Annotated in this window: 21 protein-coding genes; 14 read left to right on the plus strand and 7 right to left on the minus strand. The window is 65.2% G+C overall.

Features of this window, described 5'->3' with window-relative positions:
* Positions 1-83: 83 nt before the first annotated feature.
* Complete coding sequence (locus ACM9HJ_RS17695) at positions 84-2,051, minus strand: S9 family peptidase (RefSeq protein ID WP_416573082.1); 1,968 nt, start codon at positions 2,049-2,051, stop codon at positions 84-86.
* 166 nt (positions 2,052-2,217) lie between these two features.
* On the opposite strand from ACM9HJ_RS17695, the gene ACM9HJ_RS17700 reads away from it, so the two are divergent.
* The 5 genes from ACM9HJ_RS17700 (at position 2,218) to ACM9HJ_RS17720 (ending at position 6,197) form a co-directional block, all read left to right on the plus strand.
* On the plus strand, positions 2,218-2,781 hold the full coding sequence (locus ACM9HJ_RS17700; protein ID WP_416573083.1) for a cysteine hydrolase family protein: 564 nt from the start codon (positions 2,218-2,220) through the stop codon (positions 2,779-2,781).
* An 87-nt stretch (positions 2,782-2,868) separates the two neighbouring features.
* Positions 2,869-3,426 (plus strand): hypothetical protein, encoded by a 558-nt coding sequence (locus ACM9HJ_RS17705; RefSeq protein WP_416573084.1) that lies wholly within the window; start codon positions 2,869-2,871, stop codon positions 3,424-3,426.
* Between the two features lie 79 nt (positions 3,427-3,505).
* The gene (locus ACM9HJ_RS17710; protein WP_416573085.1) at positions 3,506-4,618 is read left to right on the plus strand and encodes an aromatic ring-hydroxylating oxygenase subunit alpha; all 1,113 of its coding nucleotides are present in this window, start codon (positions 3,506-3,508) and stop codon (positions 4,616-4,618) included.
* 92 nt (positions 4,619-4,710) lie between these two features.
* Entirely contained in the window at positions 4,711-5,709 is a 999-nt protein-coding gene (locus tag ACM9HJ_RS17715; protein WP_416573086.1) for a KpsF/GutQ family sugar-phosphate isomerase, read from the plus strand.
* Between the two features lie 125 nt (positions 5,710-5,834).
* On the plus strand, positions 5,835-6,197 hold the full coding sequence (locus ACM9HJ_RS17720) for a hypothetical protein (RefSeq protein WP_416573087.1): 363 nt from the start codon (positions 5,835-5,837) through the stop codon (positions 6,195-6,197).
* Positions 6,198-6,322: 125 nt separating this feature from the next.
* Here the strand turns inward: ACM9HJ_RS17720 and ACM9HJ_RS17725 are convergent, their stop codons facing one another.
* Entirely contained in the window at positions 6,323-6,952 is a 630-nt protein-coding gene (locus ACM9HJ_RS17725; RefSeq protein ID WP_416573088.1) for a TIGR02466 family protein, read from the minus strand.
* A gap of 118 nt (positions 6,953-7,070) precedes the next feature.
* On the opposite strand from ACM9HJ_RS17725, the gene ACM9HJ_RS17730 reads away from it, so the two are divergent.
* Positions 7,071-7,460, plus strand: a complete 390-nt coding sequence (locus ACM9HJ_RS17730; protein ID WP_416573089.1) for a hypothetical protein — start codon at positions 7,071-7,073, stop codon at positions 7,458-7,460.
* On the opposite strand, the gene ACM9HJ_RS17735 is transcribed toward ACM9HJ_RS17730, so the two are convergent.
* On the minus strand, positions 7,461-8,411 hold the full coding sequence (locus ACM9HJ_RS17735; RefSeq protein WP_416573090.1) for an alpha/beta fold hydrolase: 951 nt from the start codon (positions 8,409-8,411) through the stop codon (positions 7,461-7,463).
* A 138-nt stretch (positions 8,412-8,549) separates the two neighbouring features.
* Between ACM9HJ_RS17735 and ACM9HJ_RS17740 the strand changes: the two genes are divergently transcribed.
* Complete coding sequence (locus ACM9HJ_RS17740; protein WP_416573091.1) at positions 8,550-9,389, plus strand: helix-turn-helix domain-containing protein; 840 nt, start codon at positions 8,550-8,552, stop codon at positions 9,387-9,389.
* On the opposite strand, the gene ACM9HJ_RS17745 is transcribed toward ACM9HJ_RS17740, so the two are convergent.
* On the minus strand, positions 9,379-10,533 hold the full coding sequence (locus ACM9HJ_RS17745; protein ID WP_416573092.1) for a hypothetical protein: 1,155 nt from the start codon (positions 10,531-10,533) through the stop codon (positions 9,379-9,381). The genes ACM9HJ_RS17740 and ACM9HJ_RS17745 overlap by 11 nt on opposite strands.
* A gap of 239 nt (positions 10,534-10,772) precedes the next feature.
* Here ACM9HJ_RS17745 and purT point away from each other — a divergent pair, with 239 nt between their 5' ends.
* The 7 genes from purT (at position 10,773) to ACM9HJ_RS17780 (ending at position 21,029) form a co-directional block, all read left to right on the plus strand.
* Positions 10,773-11,945 carry a formate-dependent phosphoribosylglycinamide formyltransferase gene (gene purT / locus ACM9HJ_RS17750; protein ID WP_416573093.1) on the plus strand — a complete coding sequence of 391 codons (1,173 nt, stop codon included), beginning with the start codon at positions 10,773-10,775 and terminating at the stop codon, positions 11,943-11,945.
* Positions 11,945-13,156: an MFS transporter gene (locus ACM9HJ_RS17755; RefSeq protein WP_416573094.1), complete on the plus strand. Its 1,212-nt coding sequence runs from the start codon at positions 11,945-11,947 to the stop codon at positions 13,154-13,156. The genes purT and ACM9HJ_RS17755 overlap by 1 nt, the downstream gene beginning before the upstream one ends.
* Positions 13,157-13,159: 3 nt before the next feature.
* The gene (locus ACM9HJ_RS17760) at positions 13,160-14,098 is read left to right on the plus strand and encodes an AEC family transporter (RefSeq protein ID WP_416573095.1); all 939 of its coding nucleotides are present in this window, start codon (positions 13,160-13,162) and stop codon (positions 14,096-14,098) included.
* A 174-nt stretch (positions 14,099-14,272) separates the two neighbouring features.
* Complete coding sequence (locus tag ACM9HJ_RS17765; RefSeq protein ID WP_416573096.1) at positions 14,273-15,616, plus strand: efflux RND transporter periplasmic adaptor subunit; 1,344 nt, start codon at positions 14,273-14,275, stop codon at positions 15,614-15,616.
* Between the two features lie 26 nt (positions 15,617-15,642).
* Positions 15,643-18,732: an efflux RND transporter permease subunit gene (locus ACM9HJ_RS17770; protein ID WP_416573097.1), complete on the plus strand. Its 3,090-nt coding sequence runs from the start codon at positions 15,643-15,645 to the stop codon at positions 18,730-18,732.
* A 216-nt stretch (positions 18,733-18,948) separates the two neighbouring features.
* The gene (locus tag ACM9HJ_RS17775) at positions 18,949-19,296 is read left to right on the plus strand and encodes a RidA family protein (protein ID WP_416573098.1); all 348 of its coding nucleotides are present in this window, start codon (positions 18,949-18,951) and stop codon (positions 19,294-19,296) included.
* A 110-nt stretch (positions 19,297-19,406) separates the two neighbouring features.
* The gene (locus ACM9HJ_RS17780; protein WP_416573099.1) at positions 19,407-21,029 is read left to right on the plus strand and encodes a fumarate hydratase; all 1,623 of its coding nucleotides are present in this window, start codon (positions 19,407-19,409) and stop codon (positions 21,027-21,029) included.
* A gap of 37 nt (positions 21,030-21,066) precedes the next feature.
* Here the strand turns inward: ACM9HJ_RS17780 and ACM9HJ_RS17785 are convergent, their stop codons facing one another.
* The 3 genes from ACM9HJ_RS17785 to ACM9HJ_RS17795 all read right to left on the minus strand — a co-directional run bounded on the left by ACM9HJ_RS17785 (position 21,067) and on the right by ACM9HJ_RS17795 (position 24,188).
* Complete coding sequence (locus ACM9HJ_RS17785) at positions 21,067-21,600, minus strand: PadR family transcriptional regulator (RefSeq protein ID WP_416573100.1); 534 nt, start codon at positions 21,598-21,600, stop codon at positions 21,067-21,069.
* Positions 21,601-21,718: 118 nt separating this feature from the next.
* The gene (locus ACM9HJ_RS17790) at positions 21,719-22,156 is read right to left on the minus strand and encodes a nuclear transport factor 2 family protein (protein WP_416573101.1); all 438 of its coding nucleotides are present in this window, start codon (positions 22,154-22,156) and stop codon (positions 21,719-21,721) included.
* Between the two features lie 22 nt (positions 22,157-22,178).
* On the minus strand, positions 22,179-24,188 hold the full coding sequence (locus ACM9HJ_RS17795) for an FAD-dependent oxidoreductase (RefSeq protein ID WP_416573102.1): 2,010 nt from the start codon (positions 24,186-24,188) through the stop codon (positions 22,179-22,181).
* Positions 24,189-24,298: the final 110 nt, after the last annotated feature.

The following is a 24,298-nucleotide window of genomic DNA, read 5'->3' on the forward strand; positions in this document are numbered from 1 at the left end:
GAAAGCCCTCACGGCCCAAACTTCCGCGGGGGAAGCAATGACGGTGCGGCGGGAGGGGTGATCACCCCTCCCGCCGCCATTCCTCACTTCTTCTGCCCGAACACCTTCTGGAAGAACTGCGCCTGGGCCATCATGGCGACGAACTGGTTCGACTTCTTCTTGAAGCCGTGGCCTTCGTCCATGGCCAGGACATAACCGACATCGCCGCCATTCTTGCGGATGGCGGCCACCATCTGCTCTGCCTCGCCCACCGGCACGCGGGGATCGTTATAGCCCTGGATGACCAGCATGGGCTTGGTGATCTTCGCCACGTTGGTCAGGGGCGAGATCTTCTGCAAGAAGGCACGCATCTCCGGATCACGCTCGTCACCATATTCCGGGCGGCGCAGGTCGCGGCGATATTCGGCCGTGGCCTCCAGGAAGGTGATGAAATTGGAGATGCCGACCGTGTCGGCGCCGCCGGCCAGCTTGTCGTTGAAATGGGTCATCGACGCCAGGGTGACATAGCCGCCATAGGACCCGCCGGCGATCACCACCTTGTCCTTGTCCAGGTCGGGCTGGGTGGCGACCCAATCGATGAGCGCCCCAATATCCTTGATGCTGTCCTCGCGCTTGAAGCCGTTATCCAGGCCCAGATAGGTCTTCCCGTAGCCTTCGGAGCCGCGGATGTTGGGCAGCAGCACGGCCGCCCCCAGCTCATTGGCCCAGAACTGCACCGTGGCGCTGAAATTCGGGCGGCTCTGCCCCTCCGGCCCGCCATGGGCCAGGATGATGACCGGCAGTTTCCCGCTGGCGTTTTTCGGCTTGAAGACGAAGCTGGGGATCTGCTGCTTGTCGAAGGTGGGGAACTGGATCAGGCTGGCATCGGCGAACAGGCCCGTGTTCAGGCCGCCCACCTCGCTCTTCGTCCATTGCTCGATGCTGCCCTTGCCCAAATCCACGACATGCACGTCGGCAGGGGCGGTGGGGGTGGTCAGGGTCACGGCCAGCCTCGATCCATCGGGGCTGAAGCCGATGCCGCCCATGATGCCCTTGGCCAGGGCCGGCAGCTTCACCGGCTTCAGGCTCTTGGTGTCGATGACGCGCAGGGTGGACCAGCCACCCTCGTTCAGCACATAGGCCAGACGGGTGCCGTCCTGCGACAGCACCGCTTCCTCCACGTCCCAGGGATCGTCGGCGGTGATCCAGGTGGTCTTGGCCGAGGCCAGGTCATGCAGGCCCAGCCGCTTGAACTCCCCTTCCTCGTCCGAGGTCAGGAACACGCCCTTGCCGTCGGGGGAGAAGCCGATACCGGTCAGGGCGATCGTGTCCTTGTCCGGCTTGATGCGGGTCAACTGGCCCGAGGCCACATCCACCACCGACAGGTAGGATTTGGTGATGGCGATATACTGGCCGACCAGCAGCTTCTTGTCGTCCTGGGAGAAGGCCACGGCCCCCCAGGAGCCGGTCTGCGCCACCAGCGGGGCGACGGTGGCGGCATCCTTCAGCCCGCCGACATAGACATCGGTGTTCTTGCCGTCGCGGCGCGTGCTGGAAAAGGCGAAACGGTCGCCCTTGTGGTTCCAGACCAGACCCTGGTTGCGCGACTTGCCGTCGGTGACCAGGGTGTTCTTGCCGGTGGCGATGTCCAGGTGGAAGAACTGGAAATTCTCCGACCCGCCCTTGTCCCAGACATAGACCAGGTCGGTGGAGCCCTTGGCCGGGCTGAAGGCGGCCGACGTGATCGGTTCGGCCGCGAAGGTCAGCTGCTGGCGGTCCATCATCGGGCCGCCGACCAGATGCAGCTGCGACGTCTCGCCGAAGCGGGTGGTGATCAGGATGCCCTTGCCGTCGGGCGTCCAGTCCAGCAGGTTGGCGGACCGGGCCGACAGATAGGCGGCCAGTTTCTCGCCCAGCGCCGCATCGACGGCCGGGATATTCTCCGTGGCGATATTGCCGTTCTGGATACGCTCCACCTTGGCCGGTGCCGTCTGCGCCTGGGCAGTGATGGAAGCCAGGGCCAGAACCAGGCCGAGCGCGCTGCCGCGCGCGATATGTCCGATGATCCGCACCGTGTTCGTTCCTTGTTTCTTCGCCCGTCAAGGGCCTTTGGATTGCGTTGGCAGCGTAGCGTATCCCCCGCCCATCGCAAGGGTCGCACCACCCGCTGAAATGATTCAGATACAAATCTCGGTTAGAGCTTTCCGGATTCCGACGCCAAAGCAGGGAGCGAAAACAATGCAAGCCGCCAAAGAAACCGCCCTGATCGTCATCGATGTGCAGGAAGGCATCCTGCCGGAGGGCGAAGGCCCCCGGTTCGAAGCCGCCGCCAGGGCCCTGGACGGGGTGGTTGCCCGTCTGGCCGATCTGCAGGCCCGCGCCCGTGCCGCCGGGGCCACCCTGATCCATGTGCAGCATGACGCGCAGGATGATCACCGTCTGGCCAAGGGCACGCCCGGTTGGGAAATCCGCCGCGAGCTGACCCCGGCGCCGGGTGAACTGGTGGTGCACAAGACCACCTGCGACAGTTTCCTGGATACCGGGCTGAAGCAGGCGCTGCTGGATGGCGGGATCAGGCATCTGATCATCGGCGGCTGCATGACGCCCTTCTGCATCGATACCAGCGTGCGCAGCGCCATCGCCCATGGCTTCGACGTCACCCTGGTGTCGGACGGTCACACGACCTGCGACATGGGCAGCCTGACCTTCGAACAGATCATCGACCACCATAATACGGTGCTGGGCTGGTTCGGCACCGCGACCCACAAGGTCACGCTGAAGGTGGCGGCCGAGGCCCTGTGACGTTCCGTCCCCCCCCCCCCGCCGGCATAGAAAGCCATCACGCGATGGTTTAATGTCTTTGGCCAGGCAGCAACCTTGAGGGGCGCCATGCTGGCGGCGGAACATTTCGACCGGATCGTGGATTTCCTGCGCGGCATCGGCTTGCCGGTGGAGGTCGGGCCCTTCGGGCCGGCCGGGTTCCTGCCCGGTGTGACCATCGCCGATGGCGGATTGCGGGTTGATCCGGAGCATCTCTATGTTTCCGGCGATCTGCTGCATGAGGCGGGGCACATGGCCACGGTGCCGGCGCGGCTGCGGGCCGGCCTGGGCAACGATCTGGAGACCAGCCTGCGGGCGCTGGCGGGCGACGATCCCGACCCGCTGCTGCGTACGGCCATCGACCAGACGGAGGTGATGGCGCTGGCCTGGTCCTATGCGGCGTTGCGGGCGCTGGACCTGCCGCCCGATACCCTGTTCTTCGCCGGCGGCTATCGCATGGATGGTGAACAGCAGGTGCGGTTCCTGCACCTGCTGGAAAGCGGTAACAATTTCGGCATCGGGCATCTGGCGCGCCTGGGCATGACGGGTCCGTGCGGGATCATGGCCATGCTGCAATCCAATGGCCTGCCGCCCTTTCCGCAGATGACCCGCTGGCTGGCGGCGTGACGCGGCGGCGCAATGCCGCCTTGCCGCGAAGGGCCATGCCGGTGCAGGCTGTGCCCGTCACAATCCCTTGGGATTTCCCATGCTGGCCCGCCCCGCTGCCCTGACCGCCGCCGATTATCGCGATCCCGCCCGGTTGGAGGCGGAGCGGCGGGCATTGTTCGCCCGCCACTGGCAGTTCGTGGGCTTCACGGACGAACTGTCCACCCCCGGTTCCTGGCTGGTACGGGAGATCGCGGGCGAGCCGGTGCTGGTCCAGGATTTCGACGGGGAATTGCGGGCCCTGCGCAATGTCTGTTCCCACCGTTTCGCCCGGCTGCGGGCGGGGGAGGCGGGGACGGATGGGGGCCCGCTGCGCTGCCCCTATCATGGCTGGACCTATGATCGCGACGGTGTGCCGGTTGGCATTCCCGGCAACAGGGAATGTTTCGGCCTGGACCGGGAGGGCAAGCGGGCGCTTTCCCTGAAACGCTATGAGCTGGACCGGGTGGGCCGGTTCCTGTTCGTGCGGGTGATGCCGGGCGGGCCGCCGCTGGCCGACTGGCTGGGCCCGCAGGCCGGGCTGCTGGCGGCCCTGTCGGACGGCATGTCCGCCCCCTTCTCCCAGGAGGCCCAGCCCTGGGATGCGAACTGGAAGGTCGGGGTGGAGAATGTGCTGGAAGTCTATCACGTCGACGCCGTGCATCCCGACAGTTTCCGCACTGTGGTGGACGGGTCCTGGCGCGTCGTGCCGTCCGGCCCGCATTCGGTCGGTTACGCCGGTATCCGGCCGGAGGCGCTGCGCTGGTGGGAAGGGGCGGGCAAGCGGCTGGGCCTGATGCCGGTCGACGCTTTGGCGGATGTCGAGGGCTATGTCCATCTGCTGCTCTTCCCCAACCTGGCCATCGGCGTCACCGCCGGCCGGATGATGAGCGTGCAGACGCTGGAACCCACGGGACCGGACAGTTTCACCCTGCGTTACCGCCTGTGCCTGGCCAACGCGCGCGAGGGTGCCAGCAAGGCCGCCATGGCCGCCGTCACCAGCCATCTGGCGGCACTGAACAGCCAGCTTCTGGCGGAGGACCGGGCCGTCTGTGCCGCCGTGGGGGCTGGCCTGCGTCATGTGGACGGGGCGGCCCTGCTGGGGGTGAACGAGGATCGCATCCGCCATTTCCATGACATTATCCAGGGGCAGATGGCCGACACCATCCCCTGACCGCAGCCCTGTCCCCCGCATCAGGGGGGATGCGGCGACGGACCCTGGGCCCTACATCCGTGCCAGCCCCACCCATCCCGACGGGAACAGACATGACTTCGCCCAAAGACCCCGCCCTGGAAGCAGCATCCGACCTGCTGCGGATCGAGGCCAAGGCCGTGCTGGCCCAGCTTGACAGTTTGGATGCCGACTTCCTGGCCACGGTGGCGCATATCGCCGGGGGTCATGGCAACACGCTGGTGGCCGGCGTGGGCAAGTCGGGCCTGATCGCCCGGCTGCTGGCGTCCAAGCTGGCCTCGGTCGGAGTGCCGGCCTTCTATTATTCGGCCCTGGACGCGCTGCACGGGGAACTGGGGGCTCTGCGCGAGGGGGATATGGTCATCCTTCTGTCCAACAGCGGCCAGACCCAGGAACTGATCGACCTGGGCAAGGTGGCGGTCAGGCGCGGGGTGAAGGTGGCGGCCATGGTGTCGCGCGTGCCGTCCGGCCTGTCGCGCATCGCGGACTGGACGCTGCGCTGCCATGTGGAGCGGGAGGCGACGGAGACCAAGCTGCCGACCGCCAGCACCACGGCCATGCTGGCGCTGGGCGATGCGCTGGTGGTGGCGGTGGCCAAGCGCCGGGGCTTCACCATCGCCCATTACGGGGAGAACCATCCCGGCGGCACCCTGGGCATCGTGCTGGCCGGCAAGGTCGATGACCTGATGGTCAAGGCGCCGGAACGTGTGGCCCTGGTCCAGGCGGGGCAGCCGATCTTCGAAACATTGCTGGCCATGACCCGCCATCCCAATGGTGCCGCCCTGGTGGTGGATGCCGGCAACCGCCTGACCGGCATTGTGACGGAAGGCGATATCCGCCGCGGCCTGGCCGCCCATGGCAAGAGCTTCCTGGAGCGGGATACCGGCTCCTGCATGACGGCCCCCGTGCGCCGCACCTGCGGGCCGGACGCGACGGCGCTGGAGGCGCTGGAGATCATGGAGACGCCGCACCAGATCAACGTCCTGCCCGTGGTGGACAGGGATGGCACTGTCCTGGGCCTGCTGCGCCTGCATGACATTGCCGGGCTGGAGGTCGAGAAATCGCTGGGTTGACCGGCGGGGGCGCTTTCAGCGGAGAGTCCGGTTTGCCGTGCGATTCACGCTTCAAATGATTCCATTTGAAGCGATCGCACTTTAATGTTGAACCAAATACTGATGCGGAACGGAAGGGCTGCCCCGTGAAGGAGATGCGTACCCTGGGCTTCACGGAACGTGAAGCCATGCAGGCCATCATCGACCTGATGCGCAAACAGCGCCTGGAACTGCCCGTGGGGCAGATCGTGGGCCTGGAACTGTGCGAGGACCCGGTCGGCGCGCAACTGGTCATCGAGGATAATGAGGGCAAGCGCACGACCATCAACCGGTCGGCGGCCGAACTGGCGGCCTCGCTGGTCAATTACTGCATCGACCGGAAGATCCGCCTGCCGTCCATGTCGAACAAGTTCGTCGAGGTGATCGGCGGTACCCTGAACCTGATCGTCTATCTGGACGATGTCGAGAATGCCACGACATCGTCCAAGAAGAAGACGATCCGGAGATGAGCTTTGCATATTCCCTCAGGCGCCGGGCGCCGCCATCCGGCGGCTTGGCTTGACGAGCGCATGTGCGCCGGGCCGGCGGTCGCCGGCCTTCAGTGACATGAGTTGGAAACTCATGTCACTGGGCTTCACCGCCAAGCGTAATTGAAGCTGATGGAGATGCGCTCGCTCTCCGCCTGATTGAGCACCACCTCGTGCCGCAGCCAGCTTTCCCACATCATCAGCGTCCCGGCCTTGGGCGCCACGGGGATGCTGGTTTGCAGCTCCCGCGCCGCCTTGGGCTTGCGCGGCGGGGCGGCCATCATCAGGGCCAGGCGCGGGTCCTCGAACCGGATGGAAGAGGCGCCGTCGGGGATTTCCACGTAATAGGTGCCGCTGATCACGCTGTTGGGATGGATATGCGACCCGTGGAAGCCGCCGGGGTCCAGCACGTTGATCCACAAACTGTCCAGCTCCAGCTTCTTGTCGCCCAGGTTCCATTCCTGGAGCTTGGCAAAGGCCTTCGCATGCCGGTCCAGATGCGCCTTCAGGGTCTTCACGGCCGGAAAGCGCCAGGGCAGGTCGTCCAGCGACGAATAGGATGTGTAACCGGTATACCCGTTCCTGGCCGACCATTTCTGGCCGGCCATGTCGTCCTCCGCCGCGGACCGGCAGCAGGCGGCCAATTCGTCGTTCAGCGCCTCCACCCCGTCCAGTTCGGCACGGTAGAGGCGGGTTGCGAACAGGGTGTCGATCAGGGGGGCGCTGGGCTCTGTCATGATGCGACAGGCTTACGGTGACGGCAAAAGCTGGTCAAGACTGGTGTTCGTTGTTGTGATTAATTGGTATATATAATACGATAATGTATCAACCTATGGGGAGGGGGTCTTGGTAAAGGTGGCTGACATTATCGGTGGTAAATATAGAGTTCTCATGGTCACTTACGACCTTGCAAATACGAGTAATCGTGAAAATATATCGCAAGTTTATGCTGACGTTGATGCTGCATTGGGTAATATAGGAGAATTATTTAAGCCATTTTCCCAAATTAGACTCCTGATAACGGAACTTAGCAAGGAGTACGTTCTTTCGTCTGTTTTGCAATATGTCGGAGAGCATAAATCTATCATGGTGAATGATTTTGGAACTGGTGTTGTGCTGCGGATACCAGATAGAAAGAAAAATGAGGAGTGGATGAAATTCTTGAGAATAACGAATATTCACGGAATTGATTACAGTGAGAATGATCAAAAATCTGACGATACAGATTCTTGGGATATCCTGTAATCATGCATTAACACCCCACAGTTTCTTCGCCTCTTCCGCGATCAGGTCTGGGAATTCCTCCGGGAAGAACAGCATGGCGCCCGGCACCTCCCGCACGCCGCCGGAATTGGGGAACAGGGCGTCCAGATATCCGGGACCCTTGGGGGAGAAGGTGGGGTCGGCCATGCCCCAGACGATGCGCACGGGCTGGCCCTTTTCCCGCAGGGCCGCCGCCGTGCCGGCCAGGGCATTGGCCTCCAGCGCCACCGCATAGCCGTTGGTCAGGGTCTGGTTGGCGACCAGCGGGCCCAGATACATGTCGATGGCCGCATTGGACAATTTGTCGGGATAGGTGAAGGTGAGGCCGCCCAGGCCGTCCTTGGAACGGGCCAGATCATGGTCGGCCAGCCAGGGGGCCAGCCATTGCCTGGCGAAGGCGCCCTTCTTGCCCAGGTCGATGACGGGCAGCAGGGCCGGTGGCGGGCAGTCGATCTCCGTATCGCCATTGGTCAGCAGCAGGCTGCGTACTCGGTCGGGATATTTCAGCAGGAACAGCTGGGCCACGCCCGTGCCGCTGTCATTGGCGACGAGGTCGACATAGCGTTCGCCCAACCCGTCCAGGAAGGTGGCCAGCATGTCGGCCTGTGCGGCCGGCGCCAGGCTCTGGCCCGCCCGCGGCCTGGTATAGCCCAGGCCCATGAAGTCCGGCGCCAGGCAGCGCCGGTATGGCGACAGACGCTCCAGCTGCCCCCGCCACTGGAACCCGTTCAGGGGAAAGCCGTGCAGGAACAATGCTGCCGGACCCTTGCCCCGCTCCACATAGGCGATATCGCCGAACGGGGTGGGCAGGAAGCGGCGGGAGGCGTGGAAGCCTTTGGCATCCAGGGCGCCACCGGTACCGGCGGCACGGGCGGGCAGGGCGGTGGCGGCCAGCAGGCCCAGGCCGGAAAGGGCGAAAGTGCGGCGGTTCATGGGGCGGCTCCGGTTCGTCGTGATGTTGACCGGAAGGTGCCGCCGTCCCGTCATCGCCTCAATGACGCCCCCGGTCATGGCGATATGACCTGGGAGGTTATTGTCTTCGGTACCCGTCGCCGCTTACGCTTGACCCCCATGAGCAAGCCGCAGCCCCTCCCCGCACCCTCCCTTTCCGGCGCCAGCCTGGGCGTCATGCTGCGTGAATGGCGCGCGGCACGGCGGCTCAGCCAGCTGGACCTCGCCCTGGATTCGGAGATATCGGCCCGTCACCTCTCCTATATCGAGACGGGCAAGGCGCAGCCGAGCCGCGAGGTGCTGATGCGTCTGGCCGATGCGCTGGAAATGCCGCTCAGGGAGCGCAACGCCCTGCTGGTGGCGGGCGGGTTCGCGCCCATCTTCCGGGAAACCGGTCTGGGCACGCCCAAGCTGGTGGGCATGAAACAGGCGATCGAGGCCATTCTGGCCCAGCAGGAACCCTATCCGGCCTTCGTGCTGGACCGGCGCTGGAACATCGTTCAGGCCAATGGGGCGGCGGCGCGGGTCAACCAGTGCGTGATGCGCGGGGCGGTGCCCGAACATGACAACATGATCCGCCTGCTGTTCGCGCCCGGTCCCTTCCGTGATGCGGTGGGGAACTGGCACGAGATCGCCGGTGACCTGCTGCGCCATCTCTACCAGGAGGTGGCGATGAACCCGGCCGACCGGGCGGCCAAGGCGCTGCTGGACGAATGCCTGCGCTTTCCCGACGTGCCGGCCAGCTGGCGCTTCCGCGACCTGTCGGCCGGCCCGTCGCCGATGGTCACCACGGTTCTTCGCCACCCCGACGGCGGGCGGTTCCAGTTCTTCTCCACCATCACCAGCTTCGCCACGCCCTATGATGTGACGCTGGACGAGCTGCGCATCGAATGCTGTTTCCCGCTGGACGAGGGCACGGCGGACATGTGCCGTGCCCTCGCGGCGGGGATCAGAGCGTGAAGCCGGCCTGGTCGGAGAGGTGGAGCGTCCGGCCCTCGTTGACGCCGTAGAGCAGGAAATGGTCCAGCGGATTGACACCGACCAGGGCCACATCCCTGTGCGTGGCCAGGTAATCCGACGTGTCGAAGAAGGCGGAGGGATCGCGACCCTCCTTCCAGCCATAATCCTGGAAATGCCGCCAGGCGGTGGTGTTGCCGGACCGCACCGCCGCGGCGATATCGGGATTCTTGGCCAGATAGAAGGCGCTGTCGAACAGGATGTTGGGATTGCGCCCCTCGAACTGGCCGTAAGCCAGGAAATGGTCCTTGCCGCTGGCCAGATGACCGGCCTTGATGGCCGCGTCCACGTCGGGATTCTGGGTGCGGTAGAAATTCTCGTCGAACAGGCCACCATTGACCGAGGCGACGGTCACGGAAGCCAGCAGCTTGACCGTGTCATTGTTGACGACCAGGAATTCAACGCCGTCCAGCGTGTCGCGGCCGGCGCCGCTGGTGACGATGGTCTGGCTGCCCGAACGGCTGATGGTGGCGGCAGTGTTGCCGGTGCTGATCAGGGCCGCATCGATACCGGCCCCGCCGGTCAACAGGTCGTCACCCCCATTCCCGATCAGCAGATCATTCCCGGCCCCGCCATTCAGCGTGTCCCTGCCGGCGCCGCCGCGCAGGGTGTCGGCCCCGTCGGTGCCGGTCAGCGTCACGCCGGGCACCGTGGCGGCGGCGGTCTGCGTTACGCCCACGCCGTAGAAGCCGAAGGCACCCGGCACATATTCATACCCGACGGACAGCTTGTAGGTGCCGGTATAGCTGGCGGTGAAATTGACGATGGTGTCGGCGCGCAGCGGTTCGGTAAGGCCCAGGGTCTCACCGTCGGTGAAGGTCAGCAGATAGCCGGCATCGTCATAGATGGCCAGCGTCGTCGTGTAGGAGGAGGAGCTGGACAGGAACAGGTAGGTGTTCCCCGCCGTCAGCTGCACATCGATGAAGTCGTCGACCTCGGTGGTTTCCAGGGTGCCGCCGAGGGAGGCGGTGATTGCCCCGTCCGACTGGAGGACGGGAACCAGTCCGCCGTCGGGCTGTTTCCAACTGCTGGTATTGACCAGCTGGTTGGCCATCGTACTGGTCCAATAGGGATTGCGGGATGCCATTTGCACGCTCCAGAGGTGTGTGCTCTTGTGGGTGCCCCCTATCGGGTTTGGCCCTGGGTGCAGGTTGAGTTTTGTTTCCGGAAACGGGCAATTTGAAGGTTGGCGTGGATCATTTCCGTGAAATTGCAACTTCAGGAGAGAGCCATGCCGCCGGGGCTGGGTGCGTTTGAGAATTCTCTAGCTGTTGTCGTCAGGCGAAGGCTGTATTCGGGAGGGACATTGAATTGGAAGGGACGACCATGGCTTTCACGGCGAAAATCCTCCTCCTGGGTTCCGGCGAGCTGGGCCGCGAGTTCGTCATTTCCGCCAAGCGCCTGGGCGCGCAGGTCATCGCCTGCGATGCCTATGACAATGCACCGGCCATGCAGGTGGCCGACGGGCGGGAGGTGTTCCCCATGCTGGACGGCGACAAGCTGCGCGCCGCCGTGGAGAAGCACCGGCCCGACTTCATCGTGCCGGAGGTGGAGGCCATCCGTACCGAGATGCTGGCCGAGCTGGAAGGCGAAGGTTTCACGGTGGTGCCGTCGGCCCGCGCCACGCAGATGACCATGAACCGCGACCGTATCCGCGAGCTGGCGGCCGTCGATCTGGGCCTGCGCACCAGCAAGTACCGCTATGCCGAGAGCTTCGCCGAGGTGCAGGCAGCCGTCGCCCATACCGGTCTGCCCTGCGTCATCAAGCCGGTCATGTCCTCGTCCGGCAAGGGCCAGAGCACGGTGAAGACCGATGATGCGCTGGAGACCGCCTGGAAATACGCCGTCGCCAATATGCGTGGCGACCGGGCCAAGGTGATCGTGGAGGAATTCATCCCGTTCGAGTACGAGATCACCCTGCTGACCGTGCGCACCAAGGACGGCATCGTCTTCTGCCCACCCATCGGCCACCGGCAGGAGCGCGGCGATTACCAGGAAAGCTGGCAGCCGATGGCCATGACCCCGGCGCTGCTGAAGGATGCGCAGGACATGGCGGCCAAGGTGGTCAACGACCTGGGCGGCCACGGCATTTTCGGGGTGGAGTTCTTCGTGACGAAGGACGAGGTGATCTTTTCCGAACTGTCCCCCCGCCCGCACGACACGGGCATGGTGACCCTGACATCGCAGAACCTGTCGGAATTCGACCTGCATGCCCGCGCCATCCTGGGCCTGCCCATCCATGCCGTGGAACTGAACGGCCCGTCGGCCAGCGCCGTGATCCTGGCCGATCGCGATGCCAGCGAATTCGGCTTCTCCGGCCTGGCCACCGCCCTGTTCACGGGCCGTCCGGACCAGGCGGTGGATGTGCGCCTGTTCGGCAAGCCGACGACGCGCCCCTATCGCCGCATGGGCGTGGCCCTGGCCCGTGGCACCGACACGGACGAGGCGCGGGCCACCGCGCATGAGGCGGCATCGCGCATCCGCATCGACTACAAGTGATGGCGGAAAGCCCGCCGCCCTACAGCGCCATGACCGGCATCCGCACCGGCACGCCGGAGGCCCGCCGGGTCTCCCTGGCGCTGTTCGCGGCGGGCTTTTCCACCTTCGCCTTGCTTTATCATGTGCAGCCACTGTTGCCGCTGCTGGCCGACGCCTTCCATGTGGCGCCGGCGGAGGCGGCATTGGCGCTGTCCCTTGCCACCGGTTTCCTGTCGGTCTCCCTGCTGCTGTCGGGCGCCCTGGCCGATATATTCGGGCGCAAGCCGGTGATGGTGGCCTCGCTCGCCATCTCGGCATTGCTGACCCTGGTCACGGCCATCATCCCGTCCTGGCACGGGCTGCTGCTGGCCCGCGCCCTGTTCGGGGTGACCCTGGCCGGATTGCCGGCCGTGGCCATGGCCTATCTGGGGGAGGAGATGCATCCCGCGGCCCTGGACCGGGCCATGGGGTTGTATGTCGCCGGGTCGGCCATGGGCGGCATGGCGGGGCGGCTGGTCACCGGGGTCGCGGTCGATTTCCTGCCCTGGCAGGCGGCGACCGTGGGGGCCGGCCTGCTGGGGCTGGCGGCGTCGTTCGCGGTGTGGCGGTCCTTGCCCGTGTCGGCCGGTTGGGTGCGGCGACCATCGCGGCCGGGCCTGATGCTGCGGGCGCTGGCGGCACCGCTGGCCGATGGCAGGCTGCGCCTGCTGTTCATCCAGGGCTTCCTGCTGATGGGCGCCTTCATCACCATCTTCAATTACATGGGCTTCCGCCTGCTGCTGCCGCCCTTCGACCTGCCGCAATCGGTGGTGGCGCTGATCTTCAGCGCCTATCTGCTGGGCATGGGATCCTCGTCCAGCATCGGACGGCTGACGGCCCTGTGGGGACGGCCGCGCACCATGGCCGCCGCCGTCCTGGTCATGGGGCTGGGCATTGCGCTCACCCTGCCCGACAGCCTCTATGCCGTCGTGCCGGGCATCGGGCTGATGACCTTCGGCTTTTTCGGGGCGCATTCGGTGGCCAGCGGCTGGGTCAGCGCGCTGGCGCCGACCGGGGCCAAGGCCCAATCCTCCTCCCTCTACCTGTTTGGGTATTACATGGGGTCCAGCCTGGTGGGGGTGGCCGGGGGGGTGGTCTGGGCGGTGCTGGGCTGGGGCGGGCTGGTGGCTGTCGTGGGCGCCATGCTGGTCCTGTCGCTGACGGCCATCCGGCTTCTGGCACGCAAAGGGTAGGGCATGGATACGATCCTCAACATCATCCTGCCCGTGTTCGGCCTGGTGGCCATCGGCTTCTTCGTGGGGCGGCCGCCCCTGTTTCCCGCCGATTTCGCCAAGTCGCTGTCGAACTTCATCTTCTATCTGGCGCTGCCCTGCCTGCTGTTCCGGTCGATGGCGTCCAGAGGCCTGCCGCACGGGGACGAGATGGACCTGGTGGCCTCATATTATCTGGCGCTGACCCTGGTCATGGCCGCCAGCTTCCTTTACGCCCGCTGGGTCTATCGGGAGACGCTGGGCGGGGCGGCGACCCTGATGCTGGGCTCCTGCTTCTCCAACACGGTGCTGGTGGGCGTGCCGCTGATGCTGGCCGCCTTCGGTCAGGCGGGATTGCAGCAGATGCTGCTGCTGGTCACCGGCCATGCCGCCTGGCTGATCGGCATCGCCACCATCCTGGCCGAGGCCTCCAGGGCCGGCAGGGGCGGGGGCATCCCGCGCATCCTGGTCCAGACGCTGGTGGCACTGGTGAAGAATCCGGTCATCGTCGCCATCCTGTCCGGCCTGGCTTTCGGTACCGCCGGCTTTTCCATCCCCGGCCCCATCGATGCCATCGTGCGCATGCTGGGGGAAGCGGCGGTGCCCTGTTCGCTGTTCGCACTGGGTGCCAGCCTGGTGGGGCTGACCGTCACCGATCTGGTGGGGCGCACCTTGTTCATGACCATGGTGAAGCTGTTCGTGCTGCCGGCGGCGGTATTTGTTTCAGGCCGTTACCTTTTCGACCTGCCGCCCCTGACCCTGGCGGTGGCTGTGACAACCGCATCGATGCCCAGTGGCATGAACGCTTTCTTATTTGCCCAGCGCTATGAAAGCCACGTGGCGCGGACGGCCAGCTCGACAATGCTGACGACGCTGTTCTCCGCGTTCACGACCGGTTTCATCATCGACACGCTTCGTCCGTGACCGCCATCACAAGAGCGCCAGTGTAACAGAAATATGCATAAGTGCTGGATGGGTCTCGTAATGATTCGTTACATCCGTGAAACCATGTGTGACTTTCCGCCATAAATTTCCGCATGTAATGTCCGCAAACAGGACGGGGGGAGCGTGGAGTGCCGCAGGGGGCGGTTATCCGCGATGGATCGCCCTCGCCCGGAAGCCGCGCCCGTTGTCGCGGCCCCGACGATGGTGAACGATATGACGGTGCAGCCTCTCCATTCCCGCCCTGGCCATGATGGCAATGACGCCCGGCCCAACCTTACGGGTGGCCAGCGCTGGACCCCGCCGGGCGGCCGCCGCCCGTCGAAGCTGAAATGGATCCTGCTGGGCACGGTGATCGCGGCCGTGGCCGGCGCCGGCCTCTATGTGGCGTTGAAGTCCAAGCCCGCGGCCGACGGCAAGCCTGCCGCCGCTGCCGCCGCCGATGGCGACAAGGACAGCTCCAGCATCCTGTCCGTGACCACGGTGACCGCCGCCGCCGGCGACGTGCCGCGTCAGCTGCTGGTCACCGGCTCGCTGGCCGCCTGGGACGAACTCCCCATCGGCACCCAGACCTCCGGTCTGGCCATCACCGAGGTGCTGGTGGATGAGGGTGACAAGGTCAAGGCCGGCCAGCTGCTGGCCCGGTTCGACGACAAGGTGCTGCGCGCCGACCTGCTGTCGAAGGAGGCCTCGCTGCGCGAGGCCCAGGCCCTGGCTACCGAAGCCGATGCCAATATCCGCCGTGCGGAGGAACTGGCCCGCACCGGTGCCATCTCCACCCGCGACCTGGATGCCCGCCGCTCCACCGCGCTGACCACCAAGGCCCGCGTCGGCGTGGCCGAGGCCGCGAAGGTGCAGGCCATCGCGCGCCTGGCCCAGACGGAGGTGCGCAGCCCCACCGACGGTACCGTCGCCCGGCGCAATGCCCGCCTGGGGGCCGTGATGTCGGCCGGCGGCACGGAGCTGTTCCGCATCATCCGCGATGACCGCGTCGAACTGCTGGCCGAAGTGCCGGAGATCGATCTGCGTCAGCTGGCCGTCGGCCAGATGGCGGAATTGTCGGCGGTCGATATCAATGGCAAGCCCTTTGTCGGCGCCGTCCGCATCATTTCCCCGGTCGTTGACGTCAAGACCCGCATCGGCACGGTGAAGATCGAAGTACCGCACGATCCCGGCCTGCGCCCCGGCATGTTCGTGAGTGCGAAGGTGCAGACCGGCACGCAGAGTGCCCCCATCCTGCCGGAAGAGGCCGTCGTCTATCGCGATGCCAGGAGCTGGGCCGTGGTGGTGAACGCCGCCAAGGACGACAAGGGCAATCACACCGTCACCGCGCGCGAAGTGCAGACCGGCCCGCGCGACGGTCACCGTCTGTCCATCCTGTCCGGCGTTCAACCTGGTGAGCAGGTGGTGCTGACCGGTGCCGGATACCTGAAGACGGGTGACAAGGTGATTATCACCGAGACGCCCAAGGACAAGGTCAACCCGCTTCCCGCCAACTGACGACCGCTCAAGAAAGGGCAACGGACATGAGCCGTGGCAATATTTCGGCGGTCGCCATCCGCCATCCCGTACCACCCATCGTCCTGTTCATCATCCTGACCCTGGCCGGTCTGGTGTCCTTCATGAAGATGGACATCACCGGCAATCCGGATATCGACTTCCCCGTCGTCAATGTGGGTGTGTCGCGTCCGGGTGCGGCCCCGTCCGAACTGGAACAGGAGGTGACGAAGAAGGTCGAGGATGCGGTGTCCAACATCACGGGCATCGACCACGTTTCTTCCAACATCACCGACGGCTATTCCAACACCACGATCGAATTCAAGATCGGCTATGACACCGACCGCGCCGTCAATGACGTGCGTGACGCCGTCAGCCGCATCCGCTCCGACCTGCCGCAGGACATCTACGAACCGCAGGTCCAGCGGCTGGACGTCACCGGTGACGCCATCCTTTATTACGCCGTCACCTCGACCCACCGCAGCGTCGAACAGCTTTCCTGGCTGATCGACAGCGACCTGGCCCGCTCGCTGAAGCGCGTGGACGGCGTGGGTGAGGTGGAACGGCTGGGCGGCCAGAACCGCGAGATTCGCGTCAACCTGGATCCCGCCCGCATGATGGCGCTGGGCGTCACGGCCGGTGAGGTCAATCAGCAGTTGATGGGCCTGAATGTCGATATGCCGGGCGGGCGCGGCACCATCGGTGCCGCTGAACAGTCCATCCGCACCCTGGGCCGCGCCCAGAGCGTGGACGAGCTGCGCAATGTCGAGATCGCAGTGTCGGGCGGCCGCAAGGTCCGCCTGCTCGACATCGCCGATGTCGTGGACGGTACCTCGGAACTGCGGGGCGTGTCGCGCCTGGACGGCGTGCCCACCGTGGGCTTCGCCATCAGCCGCTCGCCCAATTCCTCGGAAGTGACCATCGCCAAGGGCGTGGACAAGGTCATCGAGCAGCTGAAGAAGGACTATCCCGACCTGACCTTCAAGCTGATCATCTCCAACGTGAAATACACGGTGGACAGCTACATCGCCTCCATCGAGGCGCTGCTGATCGGCGCCCTGCTGGCCGTGGGCGTGGTCTGGTGGTTCCTGCGCGACATGCGGGCCACGCTGATCTCGGCTTTGGCCATGCCACTGTCCACCATCCCCACATTCCTGGTCATGGATTGGTTCGGCTTCACGCTGAACGGCGTCACCATGCTGGCGCTGGCGCTGGTGGTCGGCATCCTGGTCGATGACGCCATCGTGGAGATCGAGAATATCGTCCGCCATATCCGGCAGGGCAAGCGGCCCTACGCCGCGGCGCTGGAGGCGGCGGACGAGATCGGCCTGGCCGTGGTGGCCACCACCATGACCATCGTCGTCGTGTTCCTGCCCGTCTCCTTCATGCCGGGCATCGCGGGCCAATTCTTCAAGTCGTTCGGCGTCACGGTCGCGGTGGCCGTACTGTTCTCGCTGCTGGTTGCCCGCCTGCTGACGCCGCTGATGGCGGCCTATTTCCTGAAGCCGTCACAGGATGAGGAGCATAAGGAAGGCCCCTGGACCCACCGGTACCTGAAGCTGCTGGACTGGTGCCTGGTCCATCGCTGGAAGACCATCGCGGCCGGCACCTTCTTCTTCTTCGCCTCGGTCGGTCTTGCCACCATGCTGCCGTCAGGCTTCATCCCCTCGCAGGATATCGGTTTTTCCAACCTGCAGATGGAAATGGCGCCCGGCGTGAACCTGGAGCAGATGGATGCCGCCGTACAGCGCGCCGCGACCGTTCTGAAGGCCCAGCCGGAGGTGGAAACCACCTGGGCCCGTGCCGGCCGTGGCGGCCAGGTGCGCCGCGGGTCGATCATCGTGCTGCTGAAGCCGCGCGGCGACCGTATCCACCAGAAGGAGTTCGAGACCCGCGTCCTGCCGGAATTGCAGAAGATCGCCGGCGTGCGCTTCTCCTTCAATTCCACGGGCGGCTTCGGCAACCGTGACGTCTCGATCATGCTGACCTCGGAAAATGGCCCGCTGCTGGATGCCCACGCCAACAAGGTGCTGGCGGAAATGCAGACGCTGCCGATCCTGAAGAACGTCACCTCCACCGCCGCCCTGCAGCGGCCGGAGATCCAGATCAAGCCGATGTTCGAACGGGCCGCCGAACAGGGTGTGTCGGTGCTGGCGATCGGGCAGGTGGCGAAGGTGGCGACGCTGGGCGAGATCGATACCAACTCCGCCAAGTTCAACCTGGGCGACCGTCTGGTGCCGATCCGCGTGCAGCTGGACAATGTCGCCCGTGGCGATCTGGATACCATCGCCAACCTGCGGGTCCGCACCAGCAGCGGCGCCACCGTGCCCCTGTCGGCCGTGGCGACGCTGGAAATGGGCTCCGGCGCGGTGCAGATCGACCGGTTCGACCGTGCCCGCCGCATCTCCGTCCAGGCCGACCTGAACGGTGCGGAGCTGGGCGAGGCGATGAAGGCCGTCAATGCGCTGCCTTCCATGGCGCATCTGCCGGCCGGCATCTCCAAGCCGGCCTATGGCGGCGGCGAGCAGATGCAGATCATGATGATGGGCTTTGCGGTGGCGCTGGGCACGGCGTTCCTGCTGATCATCGCGGTGCTGATCCTGCTGTTCCACAATTTCTTCCAGCCGGTGACCATCATGACCGCACTGCCCCTGTCGCTGGGCGGGGCGGTGGCGGGGCTGCTGCTGGGCAACATGGCTTTGTCCATGCCCGCCTTGATCGGCATCCTGATGTTGATGGGCATCGTCACCAAGAACTCCATCCTGCTGGTCGAGTATGCCATCGTGGCCATGCGCGACCATGGGATGGGCCGGCGCGCGGCCCTGCTGGATGCCGGTGCCAAGCGTGCCCGCCCCATCATTATGACCACCATCGCCATGGTGGCCGGCATGATCCCCATCGCCGCCGGCTGGGGGGCGGATACGGAGTTCCGCCAGCCCATGGCGGTGGCCGTGATCGGCGGCCTGATCACCTCCACCCTGCTGTCGCTGGTGTTCGTGCCCACCATGTTCACGCTGATGGACGATATCCAGAAATGGATCGGGCCGAAGATGGGCCGGATGTTGACTCCCAAGGAAGCGGATATGCCGCTCCGGCCCCATCCGGTGGATGGCGAATAAGCCAGTCCTGGAACGGAAGTGATGTCGAGAGTGCCCGGATGGTTCCGCCATCCGGGCGTAATCTTTCTACGGATTTTGTGGGCAGCTTTGTAATAACCGGCACATGGTGCATGACTGGCATTTGCGGGGGGCCTCTTGCGGGCGGCGTCCTTGCCCCTTATCCCGCTGGGTGCCGGCCGCCATTGCGCGCGGCCTCCATCGGAAAGGACCTGTTCGGTGAGCATCACCCGTCTGCATCCCGGCCGCCGCATGAGCGAAGCCGCCATCCATAACGGCACCGTCTATCTGGCCGGCCAGGTGGCCGACGATACCGGCGCCGACATCAAGGGCCAGACGACCCAGGTGCTGGCCGCCATCGACAAGCTGCTGGCCGAGGCCGGTTCGTCCAAGTCCAAGATCCTGTCCACCACCATCTACCTGTCCTCCATCGGCAATTTCGCCGCGATGAACGAGGTGTGGGATGCCTGGGTGGATCAGTCTAACCCGCCGGCCCGCGCCACGGTGGAGGCCCGCATGGCCGCCCCCGGCTATCTGGTGGAAATCGTCTGCATCGCTGCGGTGTGATGTCCCCCGGACCAACGGCCCCCTGGCGGTGGGCCGTTGGTCGCGCTATGTGAACGGCATGAACGGCGGCACCCGGCCTGCCGCCCCCGAAAGCCCCGGAGCAACCCCCGATGCCCGATGATGTTGTGAAGCAGAGCTTCAGCCTGTTCCCCCTGGGTGCCGACACCACCCCCTATCGCAAGCTGACCAGCGATTACGTCTCCACCGTCGAATTCGACGGCGAGAGCGTGCTGAAGGTGGAGCCGGAAGGTCTGCGCCTGCTGGCCGAAGCGGCCTTCATGGACATCAACCATTATCTGCGCCCGGGCCATCTGGGCCAGCTGGCCGCCATCCTGGACGATCCCGAGGCATCGGCGAACGACCGGTTCGTGGCCTTGGACCTGCTGAAGAACGCGTCGATCGCCGCCGGCGGCATCCTGCCCATGTGCCAGGATACGGGTACGGCCATCATCATGGGCAAGAAGGGCCGCAAGGTCTGGACCAAGGGGGCCGACGAGGCCGCCCTGTCCGACGGCGTGCGCGACGCCTATCTGAAGCGCAACCTGCGCTACAGCCAGGTCGCACCCTTGTCCATGTATGAGGAAAGGAACACCCGCACCAACCTGCCGGGCCAGATCGAGATCTTCGCCGAGGGCGAGGACGCCTATAAATTCCTGTTCATGGCCAAGGGCGGCGGGTCGGCCAACAAGACCTTCCTGTTCCAGGCCACCCCGTCGGTGCTGGCGCCCGACCGCCTGATCCCCTTCATCAAGGAGAAGATGGCCTCGCTGGGCACGTCGGCCTGCCCGCCCTACCACCTGTCGGTGGTCATCGGCGGCCTGTCGGCGGAGCAGAACCTGAAGACGGTGAAGCTGGCCTCGGCCCGTTACTATGACAGCCTGCCCACCCAGGGCTCGGAGACCGGTCACGCCTATCGCGACCTGGAGATGGAAAAGGCTTTGTTCGAGGCGGCCCAGGGCCTGGGCATCGGCGCGCAGTTCGGCGGCAAGTATTTCTGCCATGATGTCCGCGTCATCCGCCTGCCGCGCCATGGCGCCTCCATGCCCATCGGCATCGGTGTCTCCTGCTCCGCCGACCGTCAGGCCCTGGCCAAGATCACCAGGGACGGCATCTATCTGGAACAGCTGGAAACCGATCCCGCCCGCTTCCTGCCGGAAGTGGACGAGGGGGCGCTGTCCGGGGACGTGGTGAGGATCGACCTGACCAGTCCGATGGACGAGATTCGCAAGGTGCTGAGCCAATATCCGATCCGCACCCGCGTGTCGCTGACCGGGCCGCTGATCGTGGCGCGTGACAGTGCGCATGCCAAGCTGCGCGCCGCACTGGAGGCCGGGCAGCCGTTGCCCGACTATTTCAAGAACCATCCGATCTATTATGCCGGCCCCGCCAAGACGCCGGAAGGTTACGCATCCGGCTCCTTCGGCCCGACCACGGCGGGGCGCATGGACAGCTTCGTCGACCAGTTCCAGGCCGCCGGCGGTTCCTTCGTCATGCTGGCCAAGGGCAACCGCTCGCATGTGGTCAAGGAAGCCTGCCAGAAGCATGGCGGCTTCTATCTGGGTTCCATCGGTGGTGCGGCGGCCCGTCTGGCCCAGGATTGTATCAAGAAGGTTGAATGCATCGCCTTCCCCGAGCTGGGGATGGAAGCGATCTGGCGGATCGAGGTGGAGGATTTCCCCGCCTTCATCATCACCGACGACAAGGGCAACGACTTCTTCGACGGTGCGAAGTAAACGAAAAGGCGCCCCATCTCATCGGTGGGGCGCCTTTTTAGTCCTCGTCCCGCATCAGAGCGATGGCCTCCTCGCAGAAGGCAGCGCGCAGCCGCTCGTACTCGATACCGGCCTTCAGCACCAGATGCTGGAGCTTCTGGGCACGGCTGTCAGGCGGGGGCGTGAAGCCTTTGGCCTCGATCCCGCGATAAATCTCCAGCCGCTCGCGGTGGTGCGCGGCCAGCTTGGCCAACGCGTCCGCCAGTGCTGTCGGGCCGATCACCGCCTCGGCCCGCAGCCGCACCATCACCTCGTCCCGGATGGGCATGGGCTCCTGGCCCGCCACGGTCCAGCGGGCCAGTTCCTTCCGGCCGGACGGCAGCACGCGATAGGCTCGCTTGCGCCCCTTGGCGCCTTCCACAGCCGTGCCCTCGATCCAGCCAGCCGCTTCCAGCCGGGCCAGCTCGCGATAGATCTGCTGGTGGGTGGCCTGCCAGAAATAGCCGATCGACCGGTCGAACCGCCCCGCCAGCTCCAGGCCGGAACCGGGGCGTTCGATCAGGGCGGTCAGCAGGGCGTGAGGCAGGGACATGGGAACTGTCCAATCGTAGGTCAGGTCGAGCGGAGCGAGCCCTGACAGCATTGCATTGACGCTTCTCCGTCAGGGCTCGCTCCGCTCGACCTGACCTACGGAGATTGCCTACCTTTCGTCAAGGCACGGCCTTGAAGGCGGAAATCTCCTGGCCCACACGGCGGCCCATCTCCAGGGCGAGTGCCTGCAGCCCGTTCAGCGGCCGTACCATCACCTCGAACTCCAATATCCGGCCCTCTTCATCGAAGCGGATGAAGTCGATGCCCTTCAGCGCCTTGCCCTCCACACTGGCGCTGAATTCCAGCACGACGTTCAGCCCGTCACCGGTGACGGCCGTGCGGTGATAGGTGAAATCCTGGAACACCTGGATGACGGTGCCGATGGCCAGCACCAGCGCATCGGCACCGCGATAGGCGGTGAAGGCGACGGGGGAACGGAAGATCGCATCCGGATGGGTGATGGAGCGCAGAGCCGACAGGTCGCGGCTGGCGACCATGGTGTGCCAGATACCCAGCGAGCGGGCGACGGACGGGTGCAGGATGGGGTGATCGGTCATCTCAGGCTTCTCCCTTCGTTCGTTAAATATTGGCGGCCAGGCGGGTGCCCTGGTTGATGGCGCGCTTGGCGTCCAGTTCGGCGGCGACATCGGCCCCGCCGATCAGGTGGACTTTGCGGCCTTTGGCCTCCAGGGCCGTTTGCAACTCGCGCAACGGCTCCTGTCCGGCGCAGATCACGACATTGTCGACGTCGAAAATCTGGTCCTTGCCGGCGATGGTGACATGCAGCCCCGCATCGTCGATGCGGCGATAGGTGACGTCGCCGACCGTACCCACCCCATGGGCCTTCAGAGCCGCGCGGTGGATCCAGCCCGTGGTGCGCCCCAGCTTCTCGCCCAGCTTGCCGGCCGACCGCTGCATCATGATCACCTGGCGGCCATTGCGCTCCACCACCGGTTCGGCCAGGCCGCCGGCGCGGCTGTAGGTGGGGTCCACCCCCCAATGCTTGAAGAAGCGTTCAGCCGAGGGCGGCTCGTGGCTTTCCACCAGATACTCACACATGTCGTAACCGATGCCGCCGGCCCCGATCACCGCCACCTTCCGGCCCACCGGCACCTCGTCGCGCAGCACGTCCAGGTAACCCAGCACCTTGGGATGGTCGATGCCCTCGATCTCCGGCTTGCGCGGTACCACACCGGTGGCCAGCACGATCTCGTCGAAACCACCCTCGGCCAGCATATCGGCATCCGCGCGGCTGTTCAGGCGGACATCGACGCCGGTCAGTTCCAGCTGCCGCTTGAAATAGCGCAGGGTCTCCGCGAACTCCTCCTTGCCGGGGATTTTCTTGGCAATGTTGAACTGCCCGCCGATCCGGGATGACGCCTCGAACAGGGTGACCTTGTGGCCGCGTTCGGCGGCAGTCACCGCGAAGGACAGGCCGGCCGGGCCGGCCCCCACCACCGCGATATGCTTGGGCGTTGCCGCCGGGGCGATCACCAGCTTGGTCTCATGGCAGGCGCGGGGATTGACCAGGCAGGAGGTGATCTTGCCGCTGAACGTATGGTCCAGGCAGGCCTGGTTGCAGGCGATGCAGCTATTGATCTCGTCGGCCCGCCCCTCCCGTGCCTTCTTCACGAAGAAGGCATCGGCCAGAAAGGGACGGGCCATCGACACCATGTCGCAAGCGCCCTCGGCCAACAGTTTCTCCGCCACCTCGGGCGTATTGATGCGGTTGGTGGCGATCAACGGGATCGACACCTTGCCCTTCAGCAGCTGCGTGACCCAGCCGAAGGCGGCGCGCGGTACGGAGGTGGCGATGGTCGGGATGCGCGCCTCATGCCAGCCGATGCCGGTATTCAGGATGGTGGCGCCCGCCGCCTCGATGGCCTGGCCCAGCTGGATCACTTCCTCCAGGCTCGACCCGCCCTCCACCAGATCCAGCATGGACAGGCGATAGATGATGATAAAGTTGGGGCCGACCTTGGCCCGGATGCGCCGCACGATCTCCACGGGCAGGCGGATGCGGTTCTCATAAGACCCGCCCCACTCATCCTCGCGCCGGTTGGTGCGGGCCGCGATGAATTCGTTGATCAGATAGCCTTCCGATCCCATCACCTCGACACCGTCATAGCCGGCGAACTGGGCGAGCGCCGCACAGCGCACGAAATCGCCGATGGTCTCTTCCACTTCCTCCCCGGTCAGGGCGTGCGGTACGAAGGGATTGATCGGGGCCTGCAGCGCCGACGGCGCCACCAGTTCCGGCTGATAGGAATAGCGGCCGAAATGCAGGATCTGCATCGCGATCTTGCCGCCCTCCTGATGCACCGCCTCGGTGACGATGCGGTGGTGCCCGGCCTCATCCTCATGGGTCAGGGTGGAACCGAACGGGGAAGGGCGGCCGCGCTCATTGGGGGCGATGCCGCCGGTGACGATCAGCCCGACCTCACCCCGCGCGCGTTCGGCATAGAATTCGGCCATGCGTTCGAACCCATTCGGCGCTTCCTCCAGCCCGACATGCATCGACCCCATCAGCACGCGGTTGCGCAGGGTGGTGAAGCCCAGATCCAGCGGGCGCAGCAGTTCAGGATACATGGCGTGTTCGTCTCCACCCTGTTTTGCAATTAATTGCAAAACAGGTAACTCGCAATCACGCTATATGCAACTGGTTTCATAAATTGAGGAAACCCAGGCAATCCGCGGTC

It is taken from the genome of Niveispirillum sp. KHB5.9 (genome assembly GCF_048066115.1).
GTDB lineage: Bacteria > Pseudomonadota > Alphaproteobacteria > Azospirillales > Azospirillaceae > Niveispirillum.

Coding starts and splice junctions, on each gene's coding strand:
- ACM9HJ_RS17700 (WP_416573083.1), top strand. CDS start 2,218: ATGCAAGCCGCCAAAGAAACCGCCCTGATCGTCATCGATGTGCAGGAA.
- ACM9HJ_RS17705 (WP_416573084.1), top strand. CDS start 2,869: ATGCTGGCGGCGGAACATTTCGACCGGATCGTGGATTTCCTGCGCGGC.
- ACM9HJ_RS17710 (WP_416573085.1), top strand. CDS start 3,506: ATGCTGGCCCGCCCCGCTGCCCTGACCGCCGCCGATTATCGCGATCCC.
- ACM9HJ_RS17715 (WP_416573086.1), top strand. CDS start 4,711: ATGACTTCGCCCAAAGACCCCGCCCTGGAAGCAGCATCCGACCTGCTG.
- ACM9HJ_RS17725 (WP_416573088.1), bottom strand. CDS start 6,952: ATGACAGAGCCCAGCGCCCCCCTGATCGACACCCTGTTCGCAACCCGC.
- ACM9HJ_RS17735 (WP_416573090.1), bottom strand. CDS start 8,411: ATGAACCGCCGCACTTTCGCCCTTTCCGGCCTGGGCCTGCTGGCCGCC.
- ACM9HJ_RS17740 (WP_416573091.1), top strand. CDS start 8,550: ATGAGCAAGCCGCAGCCCCTCCCCGCACCCTCCCTTTCCGGCGCCAGC.
- ACM9HJ_RS17745 (WP_416573092.1), bottom strand. CDS start 10,533: ATGGCATCCCGCAATCCCTATTGGACCAGTACGATGGCCAACCAGCTG.
- purT (WP_416573093.1), top strand. CDS start 10,773: ATGGCTTTCACGGCGAAAATCCTCCTCCTGGGTTCCGGCGAGCTGGGC.
- ACM9HJ_RS17755 (WP_416573094.1), top strand. CDS start 11,945: ATGGCGGAAAGCCCGCCGCCCTACAGCGCCATGACCGGCATCCGCACC.
- ACM9HJ_RS17760 (WP_416573095.1), top strand. CDS start 13,160: ATGGATACGATCCTCAACATCATCCTGCCCGTGTTCGGCCTGGTGGCC.
- ACM9HJ_RS17765 (WP_416573096.1), top strand. CDS start 14,273: ATGGATCGCCCTCGCCCGGAAGCCGCGCCCGTTGTCGCGGCCCCGACG.
- ACM9HJ_RS17770 (WP_416573097.1), top strand. CDS start 15,643: ATGAGCCGTGGCAATATTTCGGCGGTCGCCATCCGCCATCCCGTACCA.
- ACM9HJ_RS17780 (WP_416573099.1), top strand. CDS start 19,407: ATGCCCGATGATGTTGTGAAGCAGAGCTTCAGCCTGTTCCCCCTGGGT.
- ACM9HJ_RS17785 (WP_416573100.1), bottom strand. CDS start 21,600: ATGTCCCTGCCTCACGCCCTGCTGACCGCCCTGATCGAACGCCCCGGT.
- ACM9HJ_RS17790 (WP_416573101.1), bottom strand. CDS start 22,156: ATGACCGATCACCCCATCCTGCACCCGTCCGTCGCCCGCTCGCTGGGT.
- ACM9HJ_RS17795 (WP_416573102.1), bottom strand. CDS start 24,188: ATGTATCCTGAACTGCTGCGCCCGCTGGATCTGGGCTTCACCACCCTG.